General features: G+C 71.6%; 24 protein-coding genes. 18 read left to right on the forward strand and 6 right to left on the reverse strand.

Annotated features, from left to right (window positions below):
- The first annotated feature begins 21 nt into the window (after positions 1 to 21).
- The 10 genes from ABZ671_RS19230 to ABZ671_RS19275 all read left to right on the forward strand — a co-directional run bounded on the left by ABZ671_RS19230 (position 22) and on the right by ABZ671_RS19275 (position 7,814).
- Positions 22 to 825 (forward strand): fumarylacetoacetate hydrolase family protein, encoded by an 804-nt coding sequence (locus ABZ671_RS19230; RefSeq protein WP_357859483.1) that lies wholly within the window; start codon positions 22 to 24, stop codon positions 823 to 825.
- The gene (locus ABZ671_RS19235; protein ID WP_357859486.1) at positions 822 to 1,754 is read left to right on the forward strand and encodes an acetaldehyde dehydrogenase (acetylating); all 933 of its coding nucleotides are present in this window, start codon (positions 822 to 824) and stop codon (positions 1,752 to 1,754) included. The genes ABZ671_RS19230 and ABZ671_RS19235 overlap by 4 nt, the downstream gene beginning before the upstream one ends.
- Complete coding sequence (dmpG, locus tag ABZ671_RS19240) at positions 1,751 to 2,806, forward strand: 4-hydroxy-2-oxovalerate aldolase (RefSeq protein WP_357859489.1); 1,056 nt, start codon at positions 1,751 to 1,753, stop codon at positions 2,804 to 2,806. Before ABZ671_RS19235 ends, dmpG begins: the two co-directional genes overlap by 4 nt.
- Positions 2,803 to 3,576 (forward strand): 4-oxalocrotonate decarboxylase, encoded by a 774-nt coding sequence (locus tag ABZ671_RS19245; RefSeq protein ID WP_357859492.1) that lies wholly within the window; start codon positions 2,803 to 2,805, stop codon positions 3,574 to 3,576. Before dmpG ends, ABZ671_RS19245 begins: the two co-directional genes overlap by 4 nt.
- The gene (locus ABZ671_RS19250; protein ID WP_357859495.1) at positions 3,573 to 3,995 is read left to right on the forward strand and encodes a RidA family protein; all 423 of its coding nucleotides are present in this window, start codon (positions 3,573 to 3,575) and stop codon (positions 3,993 to 3,995) included. The genes ABZ671_RS19245 and ABZ671_RS19250 overlap by 4 nt, the downstream gene beginning before the upstream one ends.
- On the forward strand, positions 3,992 to 4,516 hold the full coding sequence (locus tag ABZ671_RS19255) for a 3-hydroxyanthranilate 3,4-dioxygenase (RefSeq protein ID WP_357859498.1): 525 nt from the start codon (positions 3,992 to 3,994) through the stop codon (positions 4,514 to 4,516). Before ABZ671_RS19250 ends, ABZ671_RS19255 begins: the two co-directional genes overlap by 4 nt.
- Positions 4,516 to 5,538: an amidohydrolase family protein gene (locus ABZ671_RS19260; RefSeq protein WP_357859501.1), complete on the forward strand. Its 1,023-nt coding sequence runs from the start codon at positions 4,516 to 4,518 to the stop codon at positions 5,536 to 5,538. Before ABZ671_RS19255 ends, ABZ671_RS19260 begins: the two co-directional genes overlap by 1 nt.
- Before the next feature lie 48 nt (positions 5,539 to 5,586).
- Positions 5,587 to 7,029 carry an amidase gene (locus ABZ671_RS19265; RefSeq protein ID WP_357859504.1) on the forward strand — a complete coding sequence of 481 codons (1,443 nt, stop codon included), beginning with the start codon at positions 5,587 to 5,589 and terminating at the stop codon, positions 7,027 to 7,029.
- Between the two features lie 94 nt (positions 7,030 to 7,123).
- Positions 7,124 to 7,408, forward strand: a complete 285-nt coding sequence (locus tag ABZ671_RS19270) for a hypothetical protein (RefSeq protein WP_357859633.1) — start codon at positions 7,124 to 7,126, stop codon at positions 7,406 to 7,408.
- A complete protein-coding gene (locus ABZ671_RS19275) occupies positions 7,395 to 7,814 on the forward strand; it encodes a DUF5130 family protein (RefSeq protein ID WP_357859507.1) in 420 nt (139 codons plus the stop codon). The genes ABZ671_RS19270 and ABZ671_RS19275 overlap by 14 nt, the downstream gene beginning before the upstream one ends.
- A gap of 59 nt (positions 7,815 to 7,873) precedes the next feature.
- On the opposite strand, the gene ABZ671_RS19280 is transcribed toward ABZ671_RS19275, so the two are convergent.
- Positions 7,874 to 8,437 (reverse strand): Uma2 family endonuclease, encoded by a 564-nt coding sequence (locus ABZ671_RS19280; RefSeq protein WP_357859510.1) that lies wholly within the window; start codon positions 8,435 to 8,437, stop codon positions 7,874 to 7,876.
- 86 nt (positions 8,438 to 8,523) lie between these two features.
- Positions 8,524 to 11,070, reverse strand: a complete 2,547-nt coding sequence (gene pepN / locus ABZ671_RS19285) for an aminopeptidase N (RefSeq protein WP_357859513.1) — start codon at positions 11,068 to 11,070, stop codon at positions 8,524 to 8,526.
- A gap of 228 nt (positions 11,071 to 11,298) precedes the next feature.
- On the opposite strand from pepN, the gene ABZ671_RS19290 reads away from it, so the two are divergent.
- The 4 genes from ABZ671_RS19290 (at position 11,299) to ABZ671_RS19305 (ending at position 14,344) form a co-directional block, all read left to right on the forward strand.
- On the forward strand, positions 11,299 to 11,922 hold the full coding sequence (locus tag ABZ671_RS19290; protein ID WP_357859516.1) for a disulfide bond formation protein DsbA: 624 nt from the start codon (positions 11,299 to 11,301) through the stop codon (positions 11,920 to 11,922).
- A 168-nt stretch (positions 11,923 to 12,090) separates the two neighbouring features.
- Positions 12,091 to 12,477 carry a hypothetical protein gene (locus ABZ671_RS19295; protein WP_357859519.1) on the forward strand — a complete coding sequence of 129 codons (387 nt, stop codon included), beginning with the start codon at positions 12,091 to 12,093 and terminating at the stop codon, positions 12,475 to 12,477.
- Positions 12,478 to 12,601: 124 nt separating this feature from the next.
- Positions 12,602 to 13,801 (forward strand): DUF1015 family protein, encoded by a 1,200-nt coding sequence (locus ABZ671_RS19300; protein WP_357859522.1) that lies wholly within the window; start codon positions 12,602 to 12,604, stop codon positions 13,799 to 13,801.
- Between the two features lie 72 nt (positions 13,802 to 13,873).
- Positions 13,874 to 14,344: a ribose-5-phosphate isomerase gene (locus ABZ671_RS19305; protein WP_357859525.1), complete on the forward strand. Its 471-nt coding sequence runs from the start codon at positions 13,874 to 13,876 to the stop codon at positions 14,342 to 14,344.
- A 35-nt stretch (positions 14,345 to 14,379) separates the two neighbouring features.
- On the opposite strand, the gene ABZ671_RS19310 is transcribed toward ABZ671_RS19305, so the two are convergent.
- Both ABZ671_RS19310 and ABZ671_RS19315 read right to left on the reverse strand, forming a co-directional pair.
- Positions 14,380 to 14,793: a hypothetical protein gene (locus tag ABZ671_RS19310; protein WP_357859528.1), complete on the reverse strand. Its 414-nt coding sequence runs from the start codon at positions 14,791 to 14,793 to the stop codon at positions 14,380 to 14,382.
- A gap of 70 nt (positions 14,794 to 14,863) precedes the next feature.
- Positions 14,864 to 16,084 carry a GNAT family N-acetyltransferase gene (locus tag ABZ671_RS19315; protein ID WP_357859531.1) on the reverse strand — a complete coding sequence of 407 codons (1,221 nt, stop codon included), beginning with the start codon at positions 16,082 to 16,084 and terminating at the stop codon, positions 14,864 to 14,866.
- Positions 16,085 to 16,183: 99 nt separating this feature from the next.
- Here ABZ671_RS19315 and ABZ671_RS19320 point away from each other — a divergent pair, with 99 nt between their 5' ends.
- Entirely contained in the window at positions 16,184 to 16,717 is a 534-nt protein-coding gene (locus tag ABZ671_RS19320; RefSeq protein WP_357859534.1) for a hypothetical protein, read from the forward strand.
- Positions 16,718 to 16,740: 23 nt separating this feature from the next.
- Here ABZ671_RS19320 and ABZ671_RS19325 read toward each other — a convergent pair whose 3' ends face one another.
- Complete coding sequence (locus tag ABZ671_RS19325) at positions 16,741 to 19,530, reverse strand: Hsp70 family protein (RefSeq protein ID WP_357859537.1); 2,790 nt, start codon at positions 19,528 to 19,530, stop codon at positions 16,741 to 16,743.
- Between the two features lie 119 nt (positions 19,531 to 19,649).
- On the opposite strand from ABZ671_RS19325, the gene ABZ671_RS19330 reads away from it, so the two are divergent.
- On the forward strand, positions 19,650 to 20,480 hold the full coding sequence (locus ABZ671_RS19330) for a TrmH family RNA methyltransferase (RefSeq protein ID WP_357859540.1): 831 nt from the start codon (positions 19,650 to 19,652) through the stop codon (positions 20,478 to 20,480).
- A gap of 599 nt (positions 20,481 to 21,079) precedes the next feature.
- On the opposite strand, the gene ABZ671_RS19335 is transcribed toward ABZ671_RS19330, so the two are convergent.
- Positions 21,080 to 21,259, reverse strand: coding sequence for a hypothetical protein (locus tag ABZ671_RS19335; protein ID WP_357859543.1), 180 nt, complete (start codon positions 21,257 to 21,259; stop codon positions 21,080 to 21,082).
- Positions 21,260 to 22,159: 900 nt separating this feature from the next.
- Between ABZ671_RS19335 and ABZ671_RS19340 the strand changes: the two genes are divergently transcribed.
- Positions 22,160 to 22,549 (forward strand): hypothetical protein, encoded by a 390-nt coding sequence (locus tag ABZ671_RS19340; protein WP_357859546.1) that lies wholly within the window; start codon positions 22,160 to 22,162, stop codon positions 22,547 to 22,549.
- Positions 22,546 to 23,334 (forward strand): hypothetical protein, encoded by a 789-nt coding sequence (locus ABZ671_RS19345; RefSeq protein WP_357859549.1) that lies wholly within the window; start codon positions 22,546 to 22,548, stop codon positions 23,332 to 23,334. Before ABZ671_RS19340 ends, ABZ671_RS19345 begins: the two co-directional genes overlap by 4 nt.
- The last annotated feature ends 111 nt before the right edge of the window (positions 23,335 to 23,445 follow it).

Here is a 23,445-nt window from a genome sequence, read left to right on the forward strand (position 1 = left end):
CGAACGCAGCGAGGAGCGGGAATGACCACCGTCGACATCGAGGCCGCGAACCGGGAACTGGCCGTGGCCCGGCAGGAGGAGAAGCCCTGCCCGCCGCTGCGGGGCCGACTGCTGCCGGAGGGCGACATCGAGTCGGCCTACCAGGTGCAGCAGGTCTACGTCCGGCAGCGACTCGGCAAGGGCCACCGCCGGGTGGGGGCGAAGATCGGGCTCACCTCCCGGGCGGTGCAGGAGAGCTTCGGCGTCTTCCAACCGGACTTCGGGGTGCTCTTCGACGACATGGCGGTCGGCGACGGCGTCGAGGTGCCGCTGGGCCGGCTGCTCCAGCCCCGGGTCGAGGCGGAGATCGCCTTCGTGCTCGGCGCGGACCTGCCCGACGAGCGGGTCACCACCGTCGACCTGGTGCGGGCCGTCGACCATGTGCTGCCGGCCATCGAGATCGTCGACTCGCGGATCGCCGGCTGGGACATCTCCATCGTGGACACCGTCGCGGACAACGCCTCCAGCGGGCTGTTCGTGCTCGGCACCGCGCCGCGCCGGCTCGCCGACGTGGACCTGCGACTGTGCGGGATGGTGCTGGAGCACGCCGGTGAGCCGGTGTCGGTCGGGGCCGGGGCGGCCTGCCTCGGCAACCCGCTGCACGCGCTGGAATGGCTCGCCGCGACGATGGCCCGCGCCGGTGACCCGTTGCGCGCCGGGGACGTGGTGCTCTCCGGTGCGCTCGGCCCGATGGTGCCGGTTACCCCCGGCGCGGCGTACGAGGCGCGGATCTCCGGGCTCGGCTCGGTGCGTACCTGTTTCTCTTCGTCCGAGGGGGCGGCATGACAGTCGGGGTGGCGGTGCTTGGGTCGGGCAACATCGGCACCGACCTGATGATCAAGGTGCTGCGGCTGAGTGACAGCCTGCGCATGGTGGCGATGGCCGGCATCGACCCGGCCTCCGACGGCCTGGCCCGGGCCCGGCGGCTCGGCGTGGCGACCACCGCCGAGGGCGTGGACGGTCTGGTGGCGCTGCCCGAGTTCGCCGACGTCGAACTGGTCTTCGACGCCACGTCGGCCGGCGCGCACCGGCACCACGACGCGGTGCTGCGGGCGCACGGCCGGACCGTGGTCGACCTGACCCCGGCCGCGATCGGCCCGTACGTGGTGCCCCCGGTCAACCTTGACGAGCACCTGCACGAAGCGAACGTCAACATGGTGACCTGCGGCGGGCAGGCCACCGTGCCGATCGTGCACGCCGTCGGCCGGGTCACCCCGGTCGCGTACGGGGAGATCGTCGCCTCGATCGCCTCGAAGTCGGCCGGGCCGGGCACCCGCGCCAACATCGACGAGTTCACCGAGACCACCGCCCGGGCGATCGAGGTGGTCGGCGGCGCCGAGCGCGGCAAGGCGATCATCGTGCTGAACCCGGCCGACCCGCCGCTGCTGATGCGCGACACGGTCTACTGCCTCTGCCCGGACGCCGACGCCGACCGGGCCGCCATCGCCGCCTCGGTGGCCGAGATGGTGGGCACGGTGCAGGAGTACGTGCCGGGCTACCGGCTCAAGCAGGATGTGCAGTTCGACCGGGTCGAGGCGTACGTGCCGGCGTTGGGGCGGCCGTTCACCGGGCTCCAGGTCTCGGTCTTCCTGGAGGTCTCCGGCGCCGGGCACTACCTGCCCGCGTACGCCGGGAACCTGGACATCATGACCTCGGCCGCGCTGCGTACCGCGGAGCGGCTGGTCGCCCTGCGTTCGAAGGGGATCCCGGCGTGACCGACCTCTACATCCAGGACGTGACGCTGCGGGACGGCATGCACGCCATCGCGCACCGGTACACCGTGGACCAGGTGCGGACCGTCGCGGCCGCGCTCGACGCGGCCGGGGTGGCCGCGGTCGAGGTGGCGCACGGCGACGGGCTGGCCGGCTCCAGCGTCAACTACGGTCACGGCGCGGCCGGCGACGCCGACTGGATCTCCGCCGCCGCCGAGGTGCTGACCAACGCGAAGCTCACCACCCTGCTGCTGCCCGGCATCGGCACCATCGCCGACCTGAAGGCGGCCAAGGCGCTCGGGGTGACCAGCGTCCGGATCGCCACCCACTGCACGGAGGCGGACATCTCCGCCCAGCACATCTCCTGGGCCCGGGAGAACGGCATGGACGTCTCCGGGTTCCTGATGATGTCGCACCTGAACGACCCGGCCGGGCTGGCTGCCCAGGCCAAGCTGATGGAGTCGTACGGGGCGCACTGCGTCTACGTCACCGACTCGGGCGGCCGGCTGCTGATGTCCGACGTGGCCGCGCGGATCGACGCGTACCGGCAGGTCCTGGAGCCGGAGACGCAGATCGGCATCCACGCTCATCACAACCTGTCCCTCGGCGTGGCCAACAGCGTGGTCGCCGTCGAGCACGGCCGGGTCCTCGGGTCCGCGCCGCTCGGCTCCCCGTCCGGTCGTACCGTCCGGGTGGACGCCTCCCTGGCCGGGATGGGCGCGGGCGCCGGCAACGCCCCGCTGGAGGTCTTCGTCGCGGTCGCCGAGCTGCACGGCTGGCAGCACGGCTGCGACGTGTTCGCGCTGATGGACGCCGCCGATGACATCGTCCGCCCGCTGCAGGACCGGCCGGTCCAGGTGGACCGGGAGACCCTCTCCCTCGGGTACGCGGGGGTCTACTCCAGCTTCCTGCGGCACGCCGAGCGCGCGTCGGTGAAGTACGGGGTGGACGTCCGTTCGATCCTGGTGGAGCTGGGCCGGCGCCGGATGGTCGGCGGCCAGGAGGACATGATCGTCGACGTGGCGCTGGACCTCGCGAGCAAGGAGAATTCATGATCGGGCCGGATATCGCGGGGATCGCCGAGCAACTGGGCGTGGCGGCCGACACGGCCACCGCGATCCCGCAGCTCGCCGCCGAGGCCGGCCTCGACGTCGACGCCGCGTACGCGGTGCAGACCGCGCTGCTGCAGCGCCGCCTCGACCGCGGCGAGCGGCTGGTCGGGCTGAAGATGGGGCTGACCAGCAAGGCGAAGATGGCCCAGGTCGGGGTGGACGAGGTGATCTGGGGCCGGCTCACCGACGCGATGCGGATCCCCGACGGCGGCACACTCGATGTCGGCGGGTTCATTCACCCCCGGGTCGAGCCGGAGGTGGCGTTCCTGCTGGATCGCCTCCCCGAGCCTGGCGAGCCGATCGGCGTGTTCGCCGAGGCGGTCCGCGCGGTCGCCCCGGCGCTTGAGCTGATCGACTCCCGGTACGCCAACTTCACCTTCTCCCTGCCGGACGTCATCGCCGACAACACCTCGGCCGCCGCGTTCGTCGTCGGGCCCTGGTCGCCGGTGCCCGAGGGGCTGGACAACCTCGGCGTGCTGCTGGAGATCGACGGGCGGGTCGCGCAGGTCGGGTCGACCGCGGCGATCTTCGGCGACCCGCGCCGGGCGCTCGACGAGGGCCTCCGCCTGGCCGGCCGGCACGGCGTGCGGCTTCGCGAGGGCTGGGTCTTCCTCGCCGGCGCCGCGACCGCTGCCGTTCCGCTGCGTCCCGGTGCCCACGTCCGCGCGGTGGTGGAGAAGCTCGGCACCGCTTCTCTGCGGGCATCCTCATGACCGCCCGGGTGGTGGCCGGGAAGGCCGTGCCGCGCGGGGCGTTCCCGCACGTCAAGGTGGCCGGGGGGTTCGTCTTCGTCTCGGGTACGTCGTCCCGGCGGCCGGACAACACCTTCGCGGGCGTGTCGGTGGACGAGTTCGGCACGACCGACCTCGACATCCGGGTCCAGACCCGGGCGGTGATCGAGAACATCCGTGATCTGCTGCGGTCGGTCGGCGCGGACCTGGCCGACCTGGTCCAGGTGACCAGCTATCTGGTCAACATGAATGACTTCGGTGGCTACAACGAGGTGTGGGCGGAGTTCTTCGACGCCACCGGGCCGACCCGGACCACGGTGGCGGTGCACCAACTGCCGCATCCGCACCTGCTGATCGAGATGCAGGCCGTGGCACTGTTGCCGAGAGGAGCACAGTCGTGAGTGAGATCGCCGAGCCGTTCAGCTTTCCCGGGTGGATCGCCGACAACCAGCATCTGCTGAAGCCGCCGGTGGGCAACAAGGAGATGCTGCCGGGCAGCGACGACTTCATCGTCATGGTGGTGGGTGGCCCCAACCAGCGGACCGACTTCCACGTCGACCCGTACGAGGAGTTCTTCTACCAGGTCAAGGGCAACATGCACGTCAACCTGATGCTCCCGGAGGGGCCGCGTACGGTGCACATCCGCGAGGGCCAGATGTGGATGTTGCCGCGTAACACCCCGCACTCCCCGCAGCGGCCGGAGGCCGGCTCGATCGGCATGGTGATCGAGCGGGTACGCGAGGAGGGCACGCTGGAGAAGTTCCAGTGGTACTGCCCCGAGTGCAGCCACCAGGTGCACGAGGTGGAGCTCCAGGTCCGGGACATCGCCGCCGACCTGCCCCCGGTCTTCGCGGCGTTCTACGCCGACGAGAAGGCCCGCACCTGCACGAACTGCGGCGCGCTGCACCCGGGCAAGGGCTGATGGTGGCACCCGTCGAGGGCGCGCCGGGGCGCGTCGTGGACGTGCACACGCACGTCGTACCGAAGGGGTGGCCGGACCTCGCCGCGGCGTGCGGCGGGTCCGGCTGGCCCTGGCTGCGGGTGGACTCCGAGCGCGCGGCCATGATCATGGTGGGGGAGACGGAGTTCCGGCCGATCGGGGCCGAGTGCTGGGACGCGGAGACCCGGCTGGCCGACATGGCCGCCGACGGCGTCGACGTGCAGGTGGTCTCGCCCACCCCGGTCTTCTTCAGCTACGACCGGCCGGCCGAGCAGGCGGTCAGGGTGGCCCGGATCTTCAACGACCTCACCCTGGAGGTCACCGCCGCCGGAGGCGACCGGCTGGTGCCGTTCTGCCAGGTGCCGCTGCAGGACGCGGACCTGGCCTGCGCCGAGCTGGACCGCAGCCTCGCGGCCGGCCACGTCGGAGTGGAGATCGGCAACCACGTCGGCGACCGCGACCTCGACGACGCCGGCATCGTGCAGTTCCTGACCCACTGCGCGCAGGTGGGCGCGCCGGTCTTCGTACACCCGTGGGACATGCCGGGCGGGCCGCGACTGGACCGGTGGATGGCCCGCTGGCTGACCGGAATGCCGGCCGAGACCCACCTGTCGGTGCTGGCGCTCATCCTCGGCGGCGTCTTCGACCAGGTGCCGGAGACGCTGCGGATCTGCTTCGCGCACGGCGGCGGCAGCTTCCCGTTCTGGCTGGGCCGCGCCGACAACGCCTGGCACCGCCGCGGCGACCTGGTACGCGGCGCCTCCACCGCCCCGCCCAGCTGCTACGTCGACCGGTTCTGCGTCGACTCGGTGGTCTTCGACCCAGCCGCGCTGCGGCTGCTGGTCGACACCATGGGCGAGGACCGGGTGCTGCTCGGCAGCGACTACCCGTACCCACTGGGGGAGCGGCCGGTCGGGCAGGTGGTCCGCAAGGCCGACTTCCTCACCGCCGACCAGCGCGACAAGCTCCTCTCCCGCAACGCCCTGCGCTTCCTCGGCCGCTGACCTGTGTCGGGTCGGGCGTACGCCGACCCGGCACGGCAGGATGAGGGCATGGGCGAGCCGCACGACCTGACCGCGCTGGAGCAGGCCGCCGCGATCCGCCGGGGCGAGCTGTCCAGCGTGGAGCTGGTCGAGCATCACCTGCGCCGGGTGGACGCGCTCGGCGACACGGTCGGCGCGTTCGTCACCGTCACCCCGGAGCGGGCGCGGGCGGCGGCCCGGGCCGCCGACGCGGTGCCGGTGGACGAGCGGGGGCCGCTGCACGGCGTACCGACCGCCATCAAGGATCTGACATTGACCGCCGGGGTGCGGACCACCTTCGGCTCGGCCGCCTTCGCCGACTTCGTGCCCCCGGTGGACGCCGACGTGGTGCGGTTCATGGCCGCCGCCGGGCTGATCAGCCTCGGCAAGACCACCACCTCCGAGCTGGGCTGTTCGCTCTACTCCGAGGGGCTCGTCGCGCCGCCCGCGCGCAACCCGTGGGGCCTCGCGTACACGGCGGGTGGCTCCAGCGGCGGCGCGGCGGCGGCGGTGGCGGCCGGGCTGGTGCCGGTGGCGCAGGGCTCCGACGGCGGCGGCTCGCTGCGTATCCCGGCCTCGCTCTGCGGCCTGGTCGGCTACAAGCCGAGCCGGGGGCTCGTATCCGGCGGGCCGCTCGGCTTCGGCGCGTTCGGGCTGCCCACCAACGGCCCCCTCGGGCGGACCGTGACCGACGTGGCCGCGCTGCTCGACGTGCTGGCCCGGCCGGTGCCCGGCGAGCCGTACCTGCCGCCGGCCGCGCCCGCCGACGGCTACCTGGGCGTCGCCCGCGCCGCCGCTCCCGGCCGGTTGCGGATCGGCCGCTTCACCACCCCGATGCTCGCCGACGAGCCGGTGCACCCCGAGTGCGTGGCCGCCGTCGACCGGGCCGCCACGCTGCTCACCGCCGCCGGCCACGAGGTGGTCGACGTGCCCGCGCCGCTCGGCCCCGAGGCGTGGCCGCTCTTCGAGACCATCTGGTACGTGCTGGCGCTGTCCCCGGTGCCGCCCGAGCGGGAGGGCGAGCTGCTGCCGCTCACCCGGTTCCTGCGGGCCCGGGCCACGTCGGTCGGCGCCGGCCAACTGATGGCCGCCCTCGGTGAACTTCAGGCCCAGGTACGCCGCGGCGTGTCTCGCACCGCCGGCTGTGACCTGCTGCTCTGCCCGACTCTCGCCGCGCCGCAGGCGTCGGTGGGCGCGTTCGCCGCGCTCGAACCCGCCGAGGACTTCGACCGGCAGCGCCGCTTTTCGCCGTACTGTGCCATTTTTAACGTGACTGGAGATCCGTCCGTTTCGCTCCCGGTCGGTCGCACTGCCGACGGCCTGCCGGTCGGCGTGCTGCTCACCGGCCGGTACGGGGACGACGCGACATTGATAGCCACTGCTGTGCAACTGGAGCACGGCTGTGGCGGGTGGGATCAGCACCCCGCAATCTGGCGGGCGGCTGACTCCGCTAACGTGAACAGCACAAGCTGAGTCGGGCGCTCGTCGTCATGATCGTCCACCCGACCCGAACATTCCTGGTCTCTCTTACCGCCTGGGGGCGTTGGGATTGTCTGTTACCGATACGTTGCTGGTCTTCGTCGGTGCCCCGGCGGCTGCGGTGCTGGTGATCGCCGCGCTGGCAGCCATCGGCAACCGCAGGGGCGGTGGCGGCGACAAGCGCTACCGGCCGGGCCGGCCCTTCAACTTCACTCCGGTCTGGTTCCTGGGCCGACCGGAGCAGCTGGCCGACTCGGCCGGCACCGCGCTGGCCGCCGGGGCGCAGGCGCCGGCGCTGACCAGCCGCAAGCAGCAGCAGGCCGGCCGCGAGGCGCCGGCCGGTGGAACCGGAGGCGCAAGTGACCGTTGGTGAGAAGCAGGCCGAGACGGGCACGGCAGTCCCGCCCCAGGTCCTGGACGGGCCCTTCTCGACCCGTCAGCTGCTCCGCATCGACGAGGCGCTCCGCCTGGCCGACCAGGGCACCGGCCTGGTCTTCTCGGTCTACGTGGGCCATTTCGACGAGGACGAGCCGACCCGGATATACACCGAGCGGCTGCACCGCCAGCTCGCCGAGCCGGACAAGTCCGTGCTGATCGCGGTGTCGCCCAACCAGCGGCAGCTGGAGATCGTCACCGGCAAGTACGCCCGCAAGCGCATCCCCGACACGTACGCCAGGCTCGCCGCGCTCTCCATGGTGGCGTCCTTCGGCGGCGGCGACCTGGCCGGCGGCATCATCCAGGGCCTCGACCAGCTCGCCAGCCACGCCGGCAAGGGCTGAGCCCTCCCATACGACGAAGCCCGCCCCCGCGAACTCGCGGCGGCGGGCTTCTCGTTGTCTCAGCGGGGCCAGGCGGAGGGGTCGAGCCGCATCGGCCACGGCTCGGTCACCTCGACGGGATCGTCCGGCCCAACGGTGCCGAGTAGCTGAAAGTGGTCACCTTTGCCGAGCTCATACCGGTACACCACCGGTCCGAAGTCGCCTCGTTCTACCCGCCAGTAGAAGGGGATACCCGCCTCAGCGTAGAGCCCGGGCTTGGTGAACCGGTCGTGGCGGCGGCTGTTGGGCGACTCCACCTCGACGACAAGGGCGATGTCTCCCGGTTCCGCCCACATTCCGTCCTGCGGCGCACTGGGCTTGAGGACCGTAATGTCCGGGATCAGGTTGCCTGCTGGCACCCGCACTCCGATCTCCCGGATCACCCTCCACCCGTCCGGCGCTACTTGCCGCATCGCCATCCGAATGTCATCCGCCAGCTCGTGGTGGTAACGCCCGGCCGGAGGGGTCACGTGCAGGCTCCCGTCGATGATCTCGTAGCGGTTCCCGTCTTCTGGCAGGTCGAACAGATCCTGCTCGCGCCAGCTCCGCTCGGGCGGGCGCCACTCGTAGCTCGGCTGTGCCATCACGACCACCTCCATCCGCAACCATAACGGCCCGGGGTCGGCGTGGGCTGCCACCCACGCCGGCCCCGGGCCGCGTACTCCTCGGGTCAGGCGGTGCGGGCGTCCCGGGCGCGGGCCTTCAGCGCGCGGACCACGCCGTCGCGGCCCTCGGCCACCAGGCGGCGCAGCGGCGCCGGGTGGCCCTCCTGCGCCAGCCACGCGTCGGTGGCCGCCACCGTGTCCTCGTCGACCAGGTACGCCGGGTAGGCGAGCTGGGTGAACTCCTGGGCCGGCTCGCTGTCCCGGCTCGCCCAGACCTGGTCCACCGTGGCGAAGAACTTCTCCCGGTACGGCGCCACCAGCTCGACCTGGGCCGGGTGGGTGAAGCCCTGCAGCAGGGCCCGGTTGCGCCAGTTCGGCAGCGCCTCCGCGCCGGTGAGCTGCGCCCAGACCGCCGCCTTGTTCTCCGCCGTCGGCACCAGCGCGTGCGCGTACGCGGCCTCCCGCTCGCCGCTGGCGGTGCGGTCCTGGGCCAGCTCAGCGTCCACCTCGGCCGCCCCGGCGGCGCCGTTGGCCACCAGCGACTGGAGGACCGTCCAGCGCAGCTCGGTGTCCACGGTCAGCCCGGCCGGCACATCGCCGCCGTTCAGCCAGCCGCGCAGCACCGCCAGATCTTCGCCGGAGCGGGCCGCGGACGCGTACGCCCGGGCCCAGGCGAGCTGGAAGCCGCTGCCCGGCTCGGCCGCCGCAAGGGCCGTCTTGGCGGTGCGGGCCAGCTCGGCCCAGCCGGTCGGCGCCCACGCCGGGTCGACGTAGAGGGTGAGCGTGGTGGTCGCCTGGCGCAGGGTGGCGGTGACCAGGTTGATGTCGGTCTCCGCGGGCAGCCCGGCCAGCACCAGCGCCACATAGTCCCGGGCAGCCAGCTCGGCGTCCCGGGTCATGTCCCAGGCTGCGGTCCAGCACAACGCCCGGGCCAGCGACGACTCGAAGCCGGAGATGTGCTGCACCACGGTCGACATGGACTGCTCGTCCAGCCGCAGCTTGGCGTACGTGAGGTCGTCGTCGTTGAGCAGCAGCACGTCGGCGGCGGGCTTGCCGTGCAGCGCGGACAGCTCGGTCGCCTCACCGGTCACGTCCACCTCGACCCGTTCCCGGCGGACCAACCGGCCGTCGGTCAGGTCGTAGAGGCCCACGCCGATCCGGTGGGTGCGCAGCGTCGGGTGCCCGGCCGGCGCCTCCTGCCGGACCAGCACCCGCTCGTACGCGCCGTCAGCGCCGATGGCGACCTCGGGGCGCAGCGTGTTGACCTGCGCGGTCTCCAGCCACTGTGCGGCGAACTTGCGCAGCTCCCGGCCGGAGGCCGTCTCCAACTCGGAGAGCAGGTCGTCGAAGGTGGCGTTGCCCCAGGCGTGCTTGGCGAAGTATGCCCGCAGACCGGCCAGGAACGGCTCCTCGCCCACGTACGCAACGAGCTGCTTGAGCACGCTGGCGCCCTTGGCGTACGTGATGCCGTCGAAGTTGACCTCGACCGCCTCCAGGTCCGGCATCTCACAGTAGACCGGGTGGGTGGAGGAGAGCTGGTCCTGCCGGTAGCCCCAGTTCTTCCGGATCGACAGGAACGTCGTCCACGCCTCGCTGAACCGGGTGGCGTGGGTGTTGCACCAGTGGCTGGCCCACTCGGCGAACGACTCGTTCAACCACAGGTCGTTCCACCAGCGCATGGTGACCAGGTCACCGAACCACATGTGCGCCATCTCGTGCAGGATCGTGTTGGCGCGCTGCTCGTATTCGAAGTCGGTGACCTGCGACCGGAAGATGTAGTGCGACTCGGCGTGGGTGACGCAGCCGAAGTTCTCCATCGCGCCCGCGTTGAAGTCCGGCACCCAGATCTGGTCGTACTTGGGCAGCGGGTAGCGGACGCCGAACTTCTCGTGGAAGAAGTCGAAGCCCTGCTTGGTGATCAGGTGGAGATCATCGGCGTCGAGGTGGGCGGCCATGCTCGCGCGGCAGAAATACCCCAGGTCGATGCCGTCGTGGCTGTCCCGCACCTCGTGGTACGGGCCGGCGCACAGCGCGGTGATGTAGGTGCTCATCCGCACCGACTCGGCGAAGTGGACGGTCTTGAGCGCCTCGCCGGCCGACTCCTCCCGCTCCACCGGCATGTTGGAGATCACCCGCCAGTGGTCGGGGACGGTCGCGTGCCAGGTGTAGACGCTCTTCAGGTCCGGCTGGTCGAAGCAGGCGAAGACCCGCTGCGCGTCGGCGGTCTCGAACTGGCTGTAGAGGTAGGTCTCCCCGTCGACCGGGTCCACCGTGCGGTGCAGCCCCTGGCCGCTGTTCGAGTACGCGAAGTCGGCGTCCACCACGAGGACGTTCTCGGCCGCCAGGCCGGACAGGGTCAGGCCCTTCTCCGCCGACCAGCCGGAGATGTCGACGGGCACCCCGTTGAGGGTCGCGGATCGCACCGATTCCGCCGCCGCCTCGATGAAGGTGGTCGCGCCGGGCTCGGCGCACCGGAACCGGACCTCGGTCACCGAGCGGAACGTGCGGCCCGCGGCCTGCACCGCAGTGGACAGGTCAAGGTTGATGTCGTACCCGGTCACGTCGAGCAGGCGGGCCCGCTCGGTGGCCTCGACCTGAGTCAGGTTGCGCACTCCCGGCACTGTTCGTCTCCATCCCACTCTTCATCGCCGCGCCCTGCGGCGTCGGCCTCGCCGGCTCGCTCGTGACGGCCGGCACAAACCCGAGTCTTCCATGCACCGACACCGTTCGGTGGCCGAGGTCACGCTCTCATTCCGGCGCCGGTCGATGCCGGTCGGGGTGAGGATCGAGGGGAAACGGCGCCGGAGCTCCGGCGCGCGGAGCTGTGAAGGGATATCACCATGACCGAACGTGCCGTCGTGGACATGTGGTTCGACCCCCTGTGCCCCTGGGCGTGGATCACCTCCCGCTGGCTGCTGGAGGTCGAGAAGGTTCGGGAGCTGGACATCCAGTTCCACGTGATGAGTCTTTCCGTGCTCAACGAGGGCCGGGACCTGCCCGAGAAGTACCAGGAGCTGATGAGGAAGGGTTGGGGTCCGGTCCGCGTCTGCATCGCCGTCGAGCAGGCGCACGGCGCGGCGACGTTGGCGAAGCTCTACACGGCCATGGGCACCCGGATCCACCTGGGCGAGGAGCCGCTCGACCGGGACATGTTGGTGGGGGCGCTCACCGAAGTCGGGTTGGATCCGGTGCTCGCCGACGCCGCCGAGTCCACCGCGTACGACGACGCGCTGCGGATCAGCCACGAGGCCGGCATGCGGCCGGTCGGCACGGACGTTGGCACCCCGGTGATCCACGCTCCCGGTCCGGACGGCGAGAAGGTCGCCTTCTTCGGTCCGGTGGTCACCCCGGCGCCCAAGGGCGAGGCCGCCGGCCGGCTGTGGGACGGCGTCCTGCTGGTCGCCGGCACGCCCGGCTTCTACGAGCTGAAGCGCACCCGCGAACTAGGCCCCTTCTTCGACTGAGGTGCAAGGAGGGGCCCCTTGTTAACGCCTCCGGTAGAGCAGGGCCCCTTATTAACAGCGCGAACCCCGCGCCGCCGGCGTCACCCGGTCGGCGCGGGGTTCGTTTCACCGGGTGTCCCAGCCGGCGGTCCGTACGGCCGCAACCCGGCAGCTCCTGGAGGCAAAACCATGAGTAAGCACCGCCTCATGCCCGACGAGGCCCCGCAGACGGCGACCGAGGACTCCGGTGCGGCGTACTGGTCTGTGGCGGACGGCGACTGGCCCGCAGTTCGATCGTCCCTGCCGGCCGAGATGGTCGACCTGCTAGCCCCGCCAATCGTGGTCGGGGTGGCCCGGGTGGTGGCCACCTCCCGGCTGACCCCGCCGGGCGACGCGGGCCTCCCGCCCCGGACCGCCGGCCCGATCCGGTCCGGCGCCGCGGCCGGCCGTCCGGCAGCGGGGGCGACCACGGTACGCCTCCCCACGTCCGCCACCTCCCGGCCGGCCACCCCGGCTCCGGGCGGCCGCGCGGCCCCCGGCCGGCACCGCAGCGCCGCCCCCGGGCGTAGCGCCTGATCCGGTGGTTAACAGGGGGCCCCTGCTCTACAGAATGCGTTAACAAGGGGCCCTTCCTTTCATCTGGTGGAAGCGGTGAGGGTCCGGCGTCGGCCGGTGGGCGGCGCGGGTAGCGTCAGCGGACATGACGGTCGTGCATCCGATCGCCCGGGCCTGGATCACCACTGGCGGCACCGGCGCGCAGAACTACGACGAGTTCGCCGACGACGCGGAAATCACCGCCATCGTCGCGGCAAACCCGCACAGTGCCCTGGGCATCGAGATGCCCCACCGGGCGCCGGACAGTCTCGCGAAGTCCTTCCTCGACGCGCTGCCCGATGCGGTGGCGCGACTCGCCGAGGCCAAGGCGGACGGCAGCTACACCCCGGCCGAGCGGGTCGTGGTGCTCTACCGGATCAGCGCACCGGGGGAGGAGACCGCCTATGGCCTCTTCGCCATGGTCGACACCGACCAGATCTCGACCCGGGCCGACGAGCCCGGCCTGGTGATCCGCAACGAGGACGTCTTCATCGCCAAGGTGCGGGAGCGGGTCGCCCTGGCCGAGGCGCTGGGGCATCTGCTCTCGCCCGTACTGCTGCTGCAGACCGGGCGCGGCGACGAGCTGCACGCCGCGCTCGCGGCGGCGACCGAGTCGGCCGGCGCGCCCGCCGCCACCGACGTCGACCAGGCCGGGCGGACACACGCCATCTGGCTGCTCGGCCCGGGCCCCGAGCAGGACGAGCTGACCGCCCTCGCGGGCGGCGGCGAGCTGGTCGTCGCGGACGGCAACCACCGCAGCCTGGCCGCGCAGACCGGCGGGCTGCCCCGCTTCCTCTCGGTGATCACCACGCCCGCCTCGGTCGCCATCCAGCCCTACAACCGGCTCGTCGGCGAGCTGACCACCACCCCGGCGGAGCTGCTCGACCGGCTCCGCGCCGCCGGTGCGCAGGTCACCCCGGTCGAAGGGCCGGTCGGGGTCCCGGCGACCGGCGGCACCGTGCACCTCTTCCTCGCCGGCCAGGGGTACGCGGTCACCCTGCCGCACGTTGTCGGCGGCCGGCTGGAGAACCTGGACCACGCGCTCGTCGAACGGCTGCTGCTGCGCGAGGCGCTCGGCCTCGACCCGGGCGACAAGCGGATCACGTACGTCGGGGGCGACTACCCGGCGAGCTGGCTCACCGGCGAGGTCGACGCCGGGCGGGCCGAACTGGCGATCCTCATCGCCCCGGTGACCGTGGACGACTTCGTCGCGGTCAACCTGGCCCGGGAGAAGATGCCGCGCAAGAGCACCTGGTTCACCCCCAAGGCGCGGGCGGGCCTGGTCGTCGCCGAGCTGCCCCGGTGAACCTGTGACGAATCCGCCTCCGTGTCGCCGCCCGCGCGGCGGCACGGAGGCCGGCCTGACAGACTGCGCGGTATGCGCGTCTACCTGGGATCTGATCACGCCGGTTTCGAGCTGAAGGGGCACCTCGCCAACCACCTGGCCAAGCAGGGGTACGAGGTGGTCGACGTTGGTCCGCACGCCTACGACCCGGACGACGACTACCCGGCGTTCTGCCTGCACACCGGAGACCGGGTCGTCAACGACCCGGGCAGCCTCGGAGTGGTCATCGGCGGCTCCGGCAACGGAGAGCAGATCGCCGCCAACAAGATCGCCGGCGTGCGTGCGGCGCTCGCCTGGAACATCGACACCGCCCAGCTCGCCCGGGAGCACAACGACGCCAACATCGTCGCCGTCGGCGCCCGGCAGCACACCCTGGACGAGGCGACCGCCCTGGTCGAGGCCTTCCTGACCACGCCCTTCTCGGGCAACCCCCGGCACAGCCGCCGGATCGACCAGGTGGCCGCGTACGAGCAGGCCGGTCAGCTGCCCGACCTGCCCGCCTGACGCGACCCACACCACCGGGCCTGGCCGGTAAACGGTCAGCGGCCGGTGCGGGGCAACTCCTCGCGGGGCACCCAGTTGCGGCGCACGATCACGACGCGGGCCTCGGCCTCGGCCAGGTCCGCGTCGCTCGGCCGGGCGGCGTCCCGAGCCCGCAGCGCGGCGATCACGCTCACCTGCGACGACCCCGAACCGACCAGGCCGCGCAGCCCACGCTCGCCCTCCTCGGCGGCCCCGCCACGGCGGGCCCGGGGCTCGGCCGACTCCGGCTCGGCGGGTCTGCCGTCCCGCCGTGACCTGGAGCCGTCGTCGTCGTGCACCGCGGCCGTGGTCGCGGTCGCCCACTCCGCGACGGTGCCGCCGGGCTCGTGCCGGTCGGCGCTCCCGCCACCCGGCGCCCCGGCGTCACCGTGGTGCCGCAGCCGGCGCCGCCGGCGCTCCGCATCACCCATCCGTCGACCGTACCGCCTCGACGGCCCAGCAGCCGCCGTCGACCGTCGGGCACGGGGCCGCCGGCTGGCGTCAGAAGACCTCCATCGGTGCCGGGGCGCGGTGCCAGCCGAAAGCCGGGCCGGCCGCGGCCACGCTCCCCGGTACGAGTTCCCGGACCCGGCCGGCGGCGGCGAGCGCCCCCAGCCCGGCCCCGCCGAGGTAGAGCTCGCCGAGGGCGCGTACGTCGCAGGCCAGCCCGGCCGGCGCTGAGGTGGCCGTGCACTCGGCCCCGGACGGCCCGCCGACCAGCCGCCACCGGCCGGCGTTCTCCGGCAGCAGCTCGTCGGTGACCTCGACGACCACGTCGACGTCGGAGGCGTACCGGCGGGCGGCCAGCGCGGCCGGGACGTTGACGATGCGTACCCAGAGGGCGTCCTCGAGGTGGGCACCGAGCTGCCGCGGCTCGTTCACCAGCCGCAGCAGCGGCTCGTCCACGGCGGCCCGGCCGTACGACAGCCGCCGGGTGAGGTCGACCGACAGCAGCAGCCGCCACAACGCCAGGTACGCGTCCGGGTCCGCGGCGACCACCTCGGTGACCCGTACCTCGCCGCGCGGGCCGCCCGGAGCCCACTCCTCCTTCGTCCGGTAGAGCGCGTACCCGTCGAGGCCGGCGGGTCCCTCGTGCAGCAGCACCCGGCGTTCGGTCGCGCCGCCCCGCCGGGCCTTCACGTCGGCGAGCACGTACGCCCACCAGCGCTCGTCGCGGCTGGACCAGCCGGGCCGGCCGGCGCGGACCCGGTCGTACAACCGGGCCAGCTCGGCCTGATGCGCGGCCGGACGGCCCAGGCGGAGCGTGCCCTCGGCGGACGTCGGTTCCGGCAGCCGCAGCTCGGTCGTCTCGCACCGCAGGGTGAGCCGCTGGGCGGCCAGGCCGTAGCCGAACCGGGGGTAGATCCGGCCCTCGCTGGCCCAGAGCACCGCGACCGGTTCGCGGCCAGCGTCGCGGACCTCGCGGAGCTGCCGGCGCATCAGCCCGGTGAGCAGGCCCCGGCGGCGGTGGGTGGGAGCGACCCCGACCTGCGTCACGTGCGCGGCGGGCACGGCGGCGCCTGGCACGGTCAGCTCCCGGGTGAACGCGCCGGCGTGCGCCACGGCGGTCCCGCCGTCGCGGACCAGCAGGGAACGTTCCGGTTCGAAGGTGGCGCGTTCGATCTCCAACAGCTCGGGATCGAGGTCGTCATGGAAGGCGAGCCCCAGCAGCGCGGCGATGTCGTCGAAATCCTCGGCCCGGGGCACCAGCGCATCGGTCATCGGATGTGTGTAACCCATCGCCTTCGGGGTCGGCCACCCATTTGCCGGCTCGCTACCCTCGGTACCGTGCCCGGCGTCGGTCGAGGGGGAGGACAACAGATGGCGGACCAGACACAGCCGTGGGCCGAGCGCACCGTGGAGGTGCCGCCGCAGTCCGGCGTCGGGGTGCCGACGCAGCGGGACGCGTTCCGGCGCGGGGTGGCCGCCGTCGGCCAGCCGCGTACGCCCCGGACCGAACGGTTTCCCGCCGCCGAACCGGCCGACTGGTCCGGTGGCGCCACCCCGCGCCGCCCGCTGAGCTGGCACCTGGCGCAGCTGCGCCGGGGCGGGGAGTGGAGCGCCGTGGGCGGGCTGTTCGCCTTCGTCTGCTGGGGCATCTGGGCGATCTCCGGCCGGGGCAACCTGACCACCCCGCTGCTCACCTTCGGGCTCAGCCTGCTCACGGCCGTCGGCCTCTTCGCGCTCGCCCGCCTGCTCGGCCGGCTGGTCCTGGAGCGGCAGCTGGGCCGGGTACGCCGCAGCGCCCGGGGCGCGCACCTGGTGACCGCGCTCTTCCTGGCCGGGGTGGGCGTCGCCTACCTGCAGCAGACCGAGTGGGTCGTGGCGGCCTGGAACTGGGTCACCGGCCACTGACCCGTGGCCGGGGCACGGCGCGATCAGGGCACGAAGCGGTACAGCACGAAGTCCTTCGCCGATCCGCAGGCGATCACCTCGGTGTTCCACGAGCAGGATTCGCCGCGTACGTCCTTCAGACCGCCCAGCTGCACCACCTTGCCGGTAGCCGCGCCCACGCCGGCCACGCTGCGGTTGTCCGCACTGCTGCTCAGCCGGTCGGCGAAGAGCAGCAGGTTGCCGCCGTTCACCCGGACGGCCACCCCGTCCTCCTCGGCGAGCACCGGCCGGCCGTCCGGCCCGAACAGGGTCACCGCCGGCTTCGGGTACGTCCGCCCGGCCAGCACCCGCGCGCCGACCGGCACCAACTGGTCCATGCCCGGCGCCGGCCAGCGCTTCGCATCCTTCCCTTCCGCTGCGGCCACCACCGTCGCGGTCTCGGCGTCGGAGTTCGCCACCTCCAGCAGGCAGGCCCGGTGCTCGCCACAGGGCACCAGCCGCTTGGCCCGGTGTCGGTCGTCCGGGAACTGGTAGAGCACCGTCGGCTTTGTCAGCGTTTCCAGGTCGTACGCGAGCAGCAGCTTGTCGTCCACCACGTACAGCCGGTCCCCGTGGGCGGCGACCAGGTCGGTCGGCCTGGCCACGTTGGTCTGCTCACGGAGCGGCTCTCCGGTGGCCACGTCGATCACCCCGACCGAGCGGTCGGCGCTGACCTGCACAAGCCGCCGGACCGGGGCAGGATCGCTCGGGGCACCGTCGACAGAACCCGGCCCGGCCAGGTCCTCCTCGGCGGTCACCGGATACACGCTGGTCCGCGAGTTGCCGTACTCGTCGGTCGGGTCGAGGCGCGACCACCGCTGCTCCCCGGTGCGCAGGTCGAGGCCGACCAGCCGCTTGCCGGTCCGGTCGGCCAGGACCACCACCTCGGCGCCGGCGAAGAGTTCGTCGTCCCGGCGCACCGGGTACCGCCACCGGGGCTTGCCGGAGGCAGCGTCGAGCACCTCCAGCCGTCCGGGCTCGCTGCCCGACCCATCCGCGAGAAGCGCCACCGCGCCGGGCAGCGCGACGATGCCGCGCCACCGGTCGGCGGGTTCGGCGCTCTCTGAAGGCCACAGCTCCCGGCGGGTGGCCGTGTCCACGGCGATCACCGACAGTCGATGGTCGTCGCGCGGATAGGCCAGGTAGGCCCGGCCGCCCGCGATCGCGGTGAACATGTCGCTCGGCCGCTTCTCGCCCCCCGCCACCCGGACTCCCTTGTCGAGCGGGTGGAAATCCAGCTCGGGATGCCGCTCGCGGGTCAGGTAGAGGACGGCCGCGGTGGTCACCCCGGCGAGGGCCGCCACCGCCGCGAGCGAAACCCACAGCGCCCGTCGTGGCCAGCGACCACGAGTCGGCGCCGCCGCCGGCACCGGCGCGCCTGACCCGGGTACGCCCCGCACCCCCGATCCGGGTACGCCCGGCCACGGTCCCGCCTGGCGCGGAATCGCCGGGCCGACGGCGGGCGGCGTGCCCGGGTCGAGCGGCAGCGTGCCGGCCGGTCCGGCCGGGGCATGGCCCGCGGGGGTGGACTGCGGTGCCTCCGGGTCGAGTGGCAGCGTGCCGGCCGGGCCGACTCCGGGCCGGACAGCAGCGCCGCCCCCGCCCGGCCCGGCACCGGCCGGGACCAGCGGCAGCGGGGCGGCGGCCGGCCGGTTCCGGCGTAGCGGCAGGTCGGTCAGTGCGCCCTCGGCCACCGGCAGTTCCGGCTGTTCCAGCACGGTGGGCGCGATCCCCAACTCGGCGTGGAGCAGCCGTGCCACGAGCGGGATCCGTGACGAACCGCCGACCAGGAACAGCCCGGCCAGCCGCTCCGGCGTCAGGCCGGCGGCGGCGACCACCCGCCGCGTCTCGGCGACTGCCCGGTGCAGCAGCGGCGTGGCGACGTGCTCCAACTCCGCCCGGGTCAGCGGCACGGCCGTCTCGATGCCCGGCACGGCCACCGGCGCCTGCGTGCTGCGGGACAGCATCTCCTTCGCGCCCCGCACGTTCTCGGCGAACTGCAGCCGGTCCCGCCACTGGGTGGCGTTCGCCGGCTCGGCCAGCCGTGCCCACTGCGCCGGGTGGACGGCGCTGACCCGCGCGCCGAGCAGCGCCAGCAGGGCGGCGTCGAGGTCGAGCCCGCCCAGGTCGGCCAGGCCGCCGCAGGCGACCACGGCAAAGCCGGAGTCGCCCCACGGGTCGGCGCCCTCGTTGCGGACCACCGCGACGTCCAGCGTGCCGCCACCGAAGTCGAAGACGGCCACGCAGTCGCCGACCGGAACCGGCCGCCGCAGCACCTGCGTGTAGTAACGCGCGGCGGCCACCGGCTCGCGCAGCAGCCGGGTGCCCGGCGGGATGGGACCGGACATGGTGTGCTCGGCCGCCTGCGGCCAGCCGGCCAGCGCGAGCGCGTCGGCCAGCACCTGCCGGCGTACGGCGTCCCAGGTCGCCGGGCAGGTGACCACCGCGGGCGGGAGGAACCCGACCGCGGCCACCGCCGCCTCCCCGACCGCGCGCAGGACCCCGCCCAGCAGCTCCGCCGGGCTGTGCCGCCGGTCGCCGAGTACGACGTCCGGCTCGTCGACCCGACGCTTGGGGTTCGGCTCGTACCGGTCCGGGTCGGCCTGCGCCAGCCGTTGGGCGTCCCGTCCGACGTGCAGGCGGCCCTCGGCGTCGGCGTACACACCGGAGGGAAGGATCGGCTGACCGTCCACGAGCAACGGCCGGGTACGCCCGTCCGGCCAGCGCAGCACGGCCACCGTGTTCGAGGTGCCGAGATCGACGCCGAGGGCGAACCCGTCCTGCTGGCCTGACATCCGTCGCTACCTCCACCCGACGAGGGGATGCCCGGCCTCGCATCGTACGCAGCCCCGCCGTCCGGTTTCGTACGCGATGCCGAAACGCCTGGGGCGATGGATGCTGTTGAATCGGCTACGTGGCGAAGACCTTGAAGATCACCACCCGAAACGCGAGCTTCCAGCAGTGGCAGGCGCTGCTGACCAACCGCAACAAGCGCCAGCGGTTGGGGGAGTTCCTGGTGCAAGGGGTACGACCGATCACCCTGGCCCTGGAACACGGATGGGAGGTCCGGGCGCTCCTCTACCCGGACCGGCAGGTGCTGTCCCGGTGGTGTCGGGACCTCCTCGACCGCATCGCGGCCACTCGCGTAGCGCTGGCACCGGAGCTGATGCAGGAACTTGGCGGCAAAGAGGAGGAGTCGCCCGAACTGCTGGCCGTGGTGGCGCAGCCCGAAGACAGCCTGGACCGCGTACCGGTTGGGCCGGAGATGCTGGTCGTGGTCTTTGATCGGCCGAAGACCCCGGGCAACATCGGCACTCTGATCCGTTCCGCCGATGCCTTCGGGGCCTCGGGCGTCGTCATCACCGGCCACGCAGCTGATCCCTACGATCCGAAGGCAATCCGGGCCAGCACGGGCTCGTTGTTCGCTGTCCCGGTCGTGCGAGTCGCCAGCCACCGGGAAGTTCTCGACTGGGTGGCCGCGGTGCGTACGCGCGGGCTTACCGAGGTTCAGATCATCGGTACGGATGAGCACGGCGAGGTGGATGTCGCGGAGCATGATCTGACGGGCCCCACGCTTCTTCTCGTCGGCAACGAGACACACGGACTCAGCGCGGGCTGGCAGGAGGCCAGTGACCGGATGGTCCGCATCCCCATCGTCGGTGCCGCCAGTTCGCTGAACGCAGCAGCAGCAGGAACCGTGGCGCTGTACGAGGCCTCGCGGCAGAGAGCGGGCCAGAGCAGCTGATGGCCCACGGATGGCCCGCAAGATCTAGAGTGGGGGTGGCCGACCGGCCCAGGATCGGAGATGCAGCCTCTGACCTCTGAGCCGGAGGCCGTTGGAGCGGGCGACGGGAATCGAACCCGCACCGTCAGTTTGGAAGATCGTTTCCGGCTGTCGCGATCTGTCCGGATCGCCTGGTCGACAGTGGTGTCGTGGTGCCCGATCATGACCGCTGCTGACCGCCCGGGACACCGGCTACTGGCACGCGGCTGGCACGGCGGCGTGGTTGGCGGGCGGTTGTCCGGCGGCGTGTGGCTTACCGCCCCCGGCCGTCGGGCCGGGGGCGGATTGCCGTGCCGCCGGCTTTCCGCGTGCCTGGACCCCGGTACCCGGTGGCAAGCCGCGTAGCGGCGCGGCAGCGATCGCCCCAGCCGCGACGGCGGCTGACCACCTGCGCGATCGTCTGGCTCTGTCTCGTTGATGCTCCGTACTGCCTCGTTCTGTATCGAGCTGTACGGAGCAGAGCGTGGCAAGACGATACAGACGCTAAGGTTTGAACTACAGTCAAAGGTAGATGTCCAACGGGGGCACCGTAGCCGCGGTACCCCCGCCGGACCTCCCTCCTAGGACTCGCGGTGTCCGGTCACATTGAACGCGGCAAGTCCCAGGGCTAGGGCGAGGAGCCGTACCCACGTGGACGGCTTCTCGCCGCCAAACAGTGCGAGCAACGTCGCGACCAACTCGCAGATGAGAGCCGTCTCCGTCAGCATGGCGGCGATTCTCTTCTCCTCGTCCTGCGGCATCTGACCCTCTCCCTTCGTCGGCTTTCCCACTGGTGACCCGAAGGCACGACGCCTACGGGCAACCAGTGAGAGAGCCGTCGATCAAGTGAGAGCCAGGTAGCCGATGGACAGGGTACGGACGGGCCCGGTGCAGACCCAGGCGACACGCCTCTACAGAGGACTCGGATCCCGCCCGGCCGTTGTGTAGGTGATGGCCCGTTGCGCCGGCCGATGCCGGCCGGAGGCCGCCAGCAGGCCGAGCGCGACGGGCGCGCCGCGCAGCGGCGCCTTGATCCCAATGAGAACGTTTCGGCAATGGCCTGCTCGCAAAGGCCCAGCGGATGGCTCGCTTACAAGCTCTGTGCACCGCGTCCGCACCCGTCTGGGAACGGCCGCACGCTCGGAGCCTTGTCCATGCCAGCCCTGATCAGCGTGCTACCGTCCGGCGCCGTTGCTGTCAACGCTGCTGTCGGCAGGCACGCCAGAACCTACCAACCAGCTCCGAGGGCATCTAAGGATGTCTTCCCGGCCGCCGCCACCGGGCTCCGGCTGATCTGGCGGCGCACTGTTCAGCCTCTGCTCGCAGCCGACCTCCGCCCGCCGCTGGCCCCGACGGCCTGGTGACGGCCTGGACCTGGTCCTCGCCAACCCGACCGGATGCAAGCCGGCCCGTCGCCATTTCAGCGGTTTGTCGGCGTGCCGCCATCACCTCGTCCGTTTCTCATGCTGCTGGTCGTCACGCGTCTTGCCGTTGTCCGGCCTCGTTGGCGGTAGAGTCAGCCGTCTAACCCACATCCATCTCTGAGAATGACCGGGAGCAGCGTGGACGCAAAGCCCCGGCGGGTCGCCCAGGCAAGGCAGAGGCCCGACAACAGCACCGCTCGGACGAGCAGCGCGCAGCCAGATCATGCGACGACGCCCATGCAGGGCAATCCGGATTCGATGCTCCTCACAATCACAGGACTCGAAAGTCTTCCTGTGGAAACCAGGAGAGCACTTCAGGATGTCCTCACCAAGCGAGGCTCCGAACTGATCGAGGAGGCCGGACGACTTGAGGCTGACACTGGCGGTAGCTCCACTGCCCCGATGATCACTCCGAGTCTAATCAATCATTTGGACATCTGGCAGCGCCGGGGCTATATCAAGCCCAAGAAATCCAAAACCTCTACAGCGTGGACAACAGTAACGCTGCTTGCGACTTTCGTCGGAGGGCATTTTGTCAACAACATTACGAAGCCATGGGGCGCAATCGGCTTTGTTGTCTGCGCGTTGATCGCGTTGTTGAGCCACAGTAGGGGGTCGGAATCATGAACGATCCGTCTCGGATCGACCCTGGCGTCGTGCAGATTAGCCCCGAAGCTGCGGTCTACTTAGAGCGACTCCTTGAAGACTGGCGAACCGACATCCTTGCGCACGCACTTCAAGAGCAGATCGCACACGGTGTGACAGATGCGGCAATAACGGTTTCCGACATCGAATCGGCCGCAACGAAGTTGGAGTATGCGCTATGGCATGGCCGGGTCGACCAGCCACATAGGCAGTCTCGACGCGCAGAGTGGGTTCTGGGGGTCGGCTCAGTAATCTTGATGGCCGCTGGAATCGCTATCGTGGCGTTTACCGCTCTTCGCGATCGCTTCGATGTGACCGTGCCCTTCACTGCTAGTGCCGCATTCGGCGTTCTGGGGGCCCTTCTTTCTGTTGTAGGCATCTACGCCGAGCGAAGGGCGCGTAAGCGCGCTGAGATGGATTACATCGTCGAGGTGCGGCTAAGTCAGACTGAACTAATGAGGAGCTGGGCACAACTTGAAAGGGCGATGCGTGCAACTGCAGCAGGTGATGCACGCGACGCCGAAAGCATGCCACTTAGAAGGGTCATAGAAGCATACGCCGACGCAAATCAACTGTCGGAAGAGGACGTGCGTGACATCCGCGCCGGATTGCGTGCGCGTAATCGGATTGCCCACGAAGGGCGCCTGAACCTGAGCGCCGAGGAATTGGCAAACCTTGAACAGCGGCTTGTTCAGCAGCTCATGAAAGCCCGCAGGAGGTTGCACACCGTGACGTCAAATCGGACTAGCGACAAATTGAAAAGCTAGCCCAGGCGGGATGACTCCTTCCGCAACCACCCACGGACCGCGACCCGCCGACGGAGCCCCGGCCATCTGGAGCCGGAGCGTCCCCGCCGGAGGCGGCACTAACCGCAACCC

This window comes from Micromonospora sp. NPDC006766, from assembly GCF_040636055.1.
GTDB lineage: Bacteria > Actinomycetota > Actinomycetes > Mycobacteriales > Micromonosporaceae > Micromonospora.

Coding starts and splice junctions, on each gene's coding strand:
- ABZ671_RS19315 (WP_357859531.1), bottom strand. CDS start 16,084: ATGACCGATGCGCTGGTGCCCCGGGCCGAGGATTTCGACGACATCGCC.
- ABZ671_RS19230 (WP_357859483.1), top strand. CDS start 22: ATGACCACCGTCGACATCGAGGCCGCGAACCGGGAACTGGCCGTGGCC.
- ABZ671_RS19310 (WP_357859528.1), bottom strand. CDS start 14,793: ATGGGTGATGCGGAGCGCCGGCGGCGCCGGCTGCGGCACCACGGTGAC.
- ABZ671_RS19245 (WP_357859492.1), top strand. CDS start 2,803: ATGATCGGGCCGGATATCGCGGGGATCGCCGAGCAACTGGGCGTGGCG.
- ABZ671_RS19295 (WP_357859519.1), top strand. CDS start 12,091: ATGAGTAAGCACCGCCTCATGCCCGACGAGGCCCCGCAGACGGCGACC.
- ABZ671_RS19345 (WP_357859549.1), top strand. CDS start 22,546: ATGAACGATCCGTCTCGGATCGACCCTGGCGTCGTGCAGATTAGCCCC.
- ABZ671_RS19250 (WP_357859495.1), top strand. CDS start 3,573: ATGACCGCCCGGGTGGTGGCCGGGAAGGCCGTGCCGCGCGGGGCGTTC.
- ABZ671_RS19335 (WP_357859543.1), bottom strand. CDS start 21,259: ATGCCGCAGGACGAGGAGAAGAGAATCGCCGCCATGCTGACGGAGACG.
- ABZ671_RS19300 (WP_357859522.1), top strand. CDS start 12,602: ATGACGGTCGTGCATCCGATCGCCCGGGCCTGGATCACCACTGGCGGC.
- ABZ671_RS19235 (WP_357859486.1), top strand. CDS start 822: ATGACAGTCGGGGTGGCGGTGCTTGGGTCGGGCAACATCGGCACCGAC.
- ABZ671_RS19280 (WP_357859510.1), bottom strand. CDS start 8,437: ATGGCACAGCCGAGCTACGAGTGGCGCCCGCCCGAGCGGAGCTGGCGC.
- ABZ671_RS19265 (WP_357859504.1), top strand. CDS start 5,587: ATGGGCGAGCCGCACGACCTGACCGCGCTGGAGCAGGCCGCCGCGATC.
- ABZ671_RS19260 (WP_357859501.1), top strand. CDS start 4,516: ATGGTGGCACCCGTCGAGGGCGCGCCGGGGCGCGTCGTGGACGTGCAC.
- ABZ671_RS19325 (WP_357859537.1), bottom strand. CDS start 19,530: ATGTCAGGCCAGCAGGACGGGTTCGCCCTCGGCGTCGATCTCGGCACC.
- ABZ671_RS19320 (WP_357859534.1), top strand. CDS start 16,184: ATGGCGGACCAGACACAGCCGTGGGCCGAGCGCACCGTGGAGGTGCCG.
- ABZ671_RS19305 (WP_357859525.1), top strand. CDS start 13,874: ATGCGCGTCTACCTGGGATCTGATCACGCCGGTTTCGAGCTGAAGGGG.
- ABZ671_RS19290 (WP_357859516.1), top strand. CDS start 11,299: ATGACCGAACGTGCCGTCGTGGACATGTGGTTCGACCCCCTGTGCCCC.
- ABZ671_RS19340 (WP_357859546.1), top strand. CDS start 22,160: ATGCAGGGCAATCCGGATTCGATGCTCCTCACAATCACAGGACTCGAA.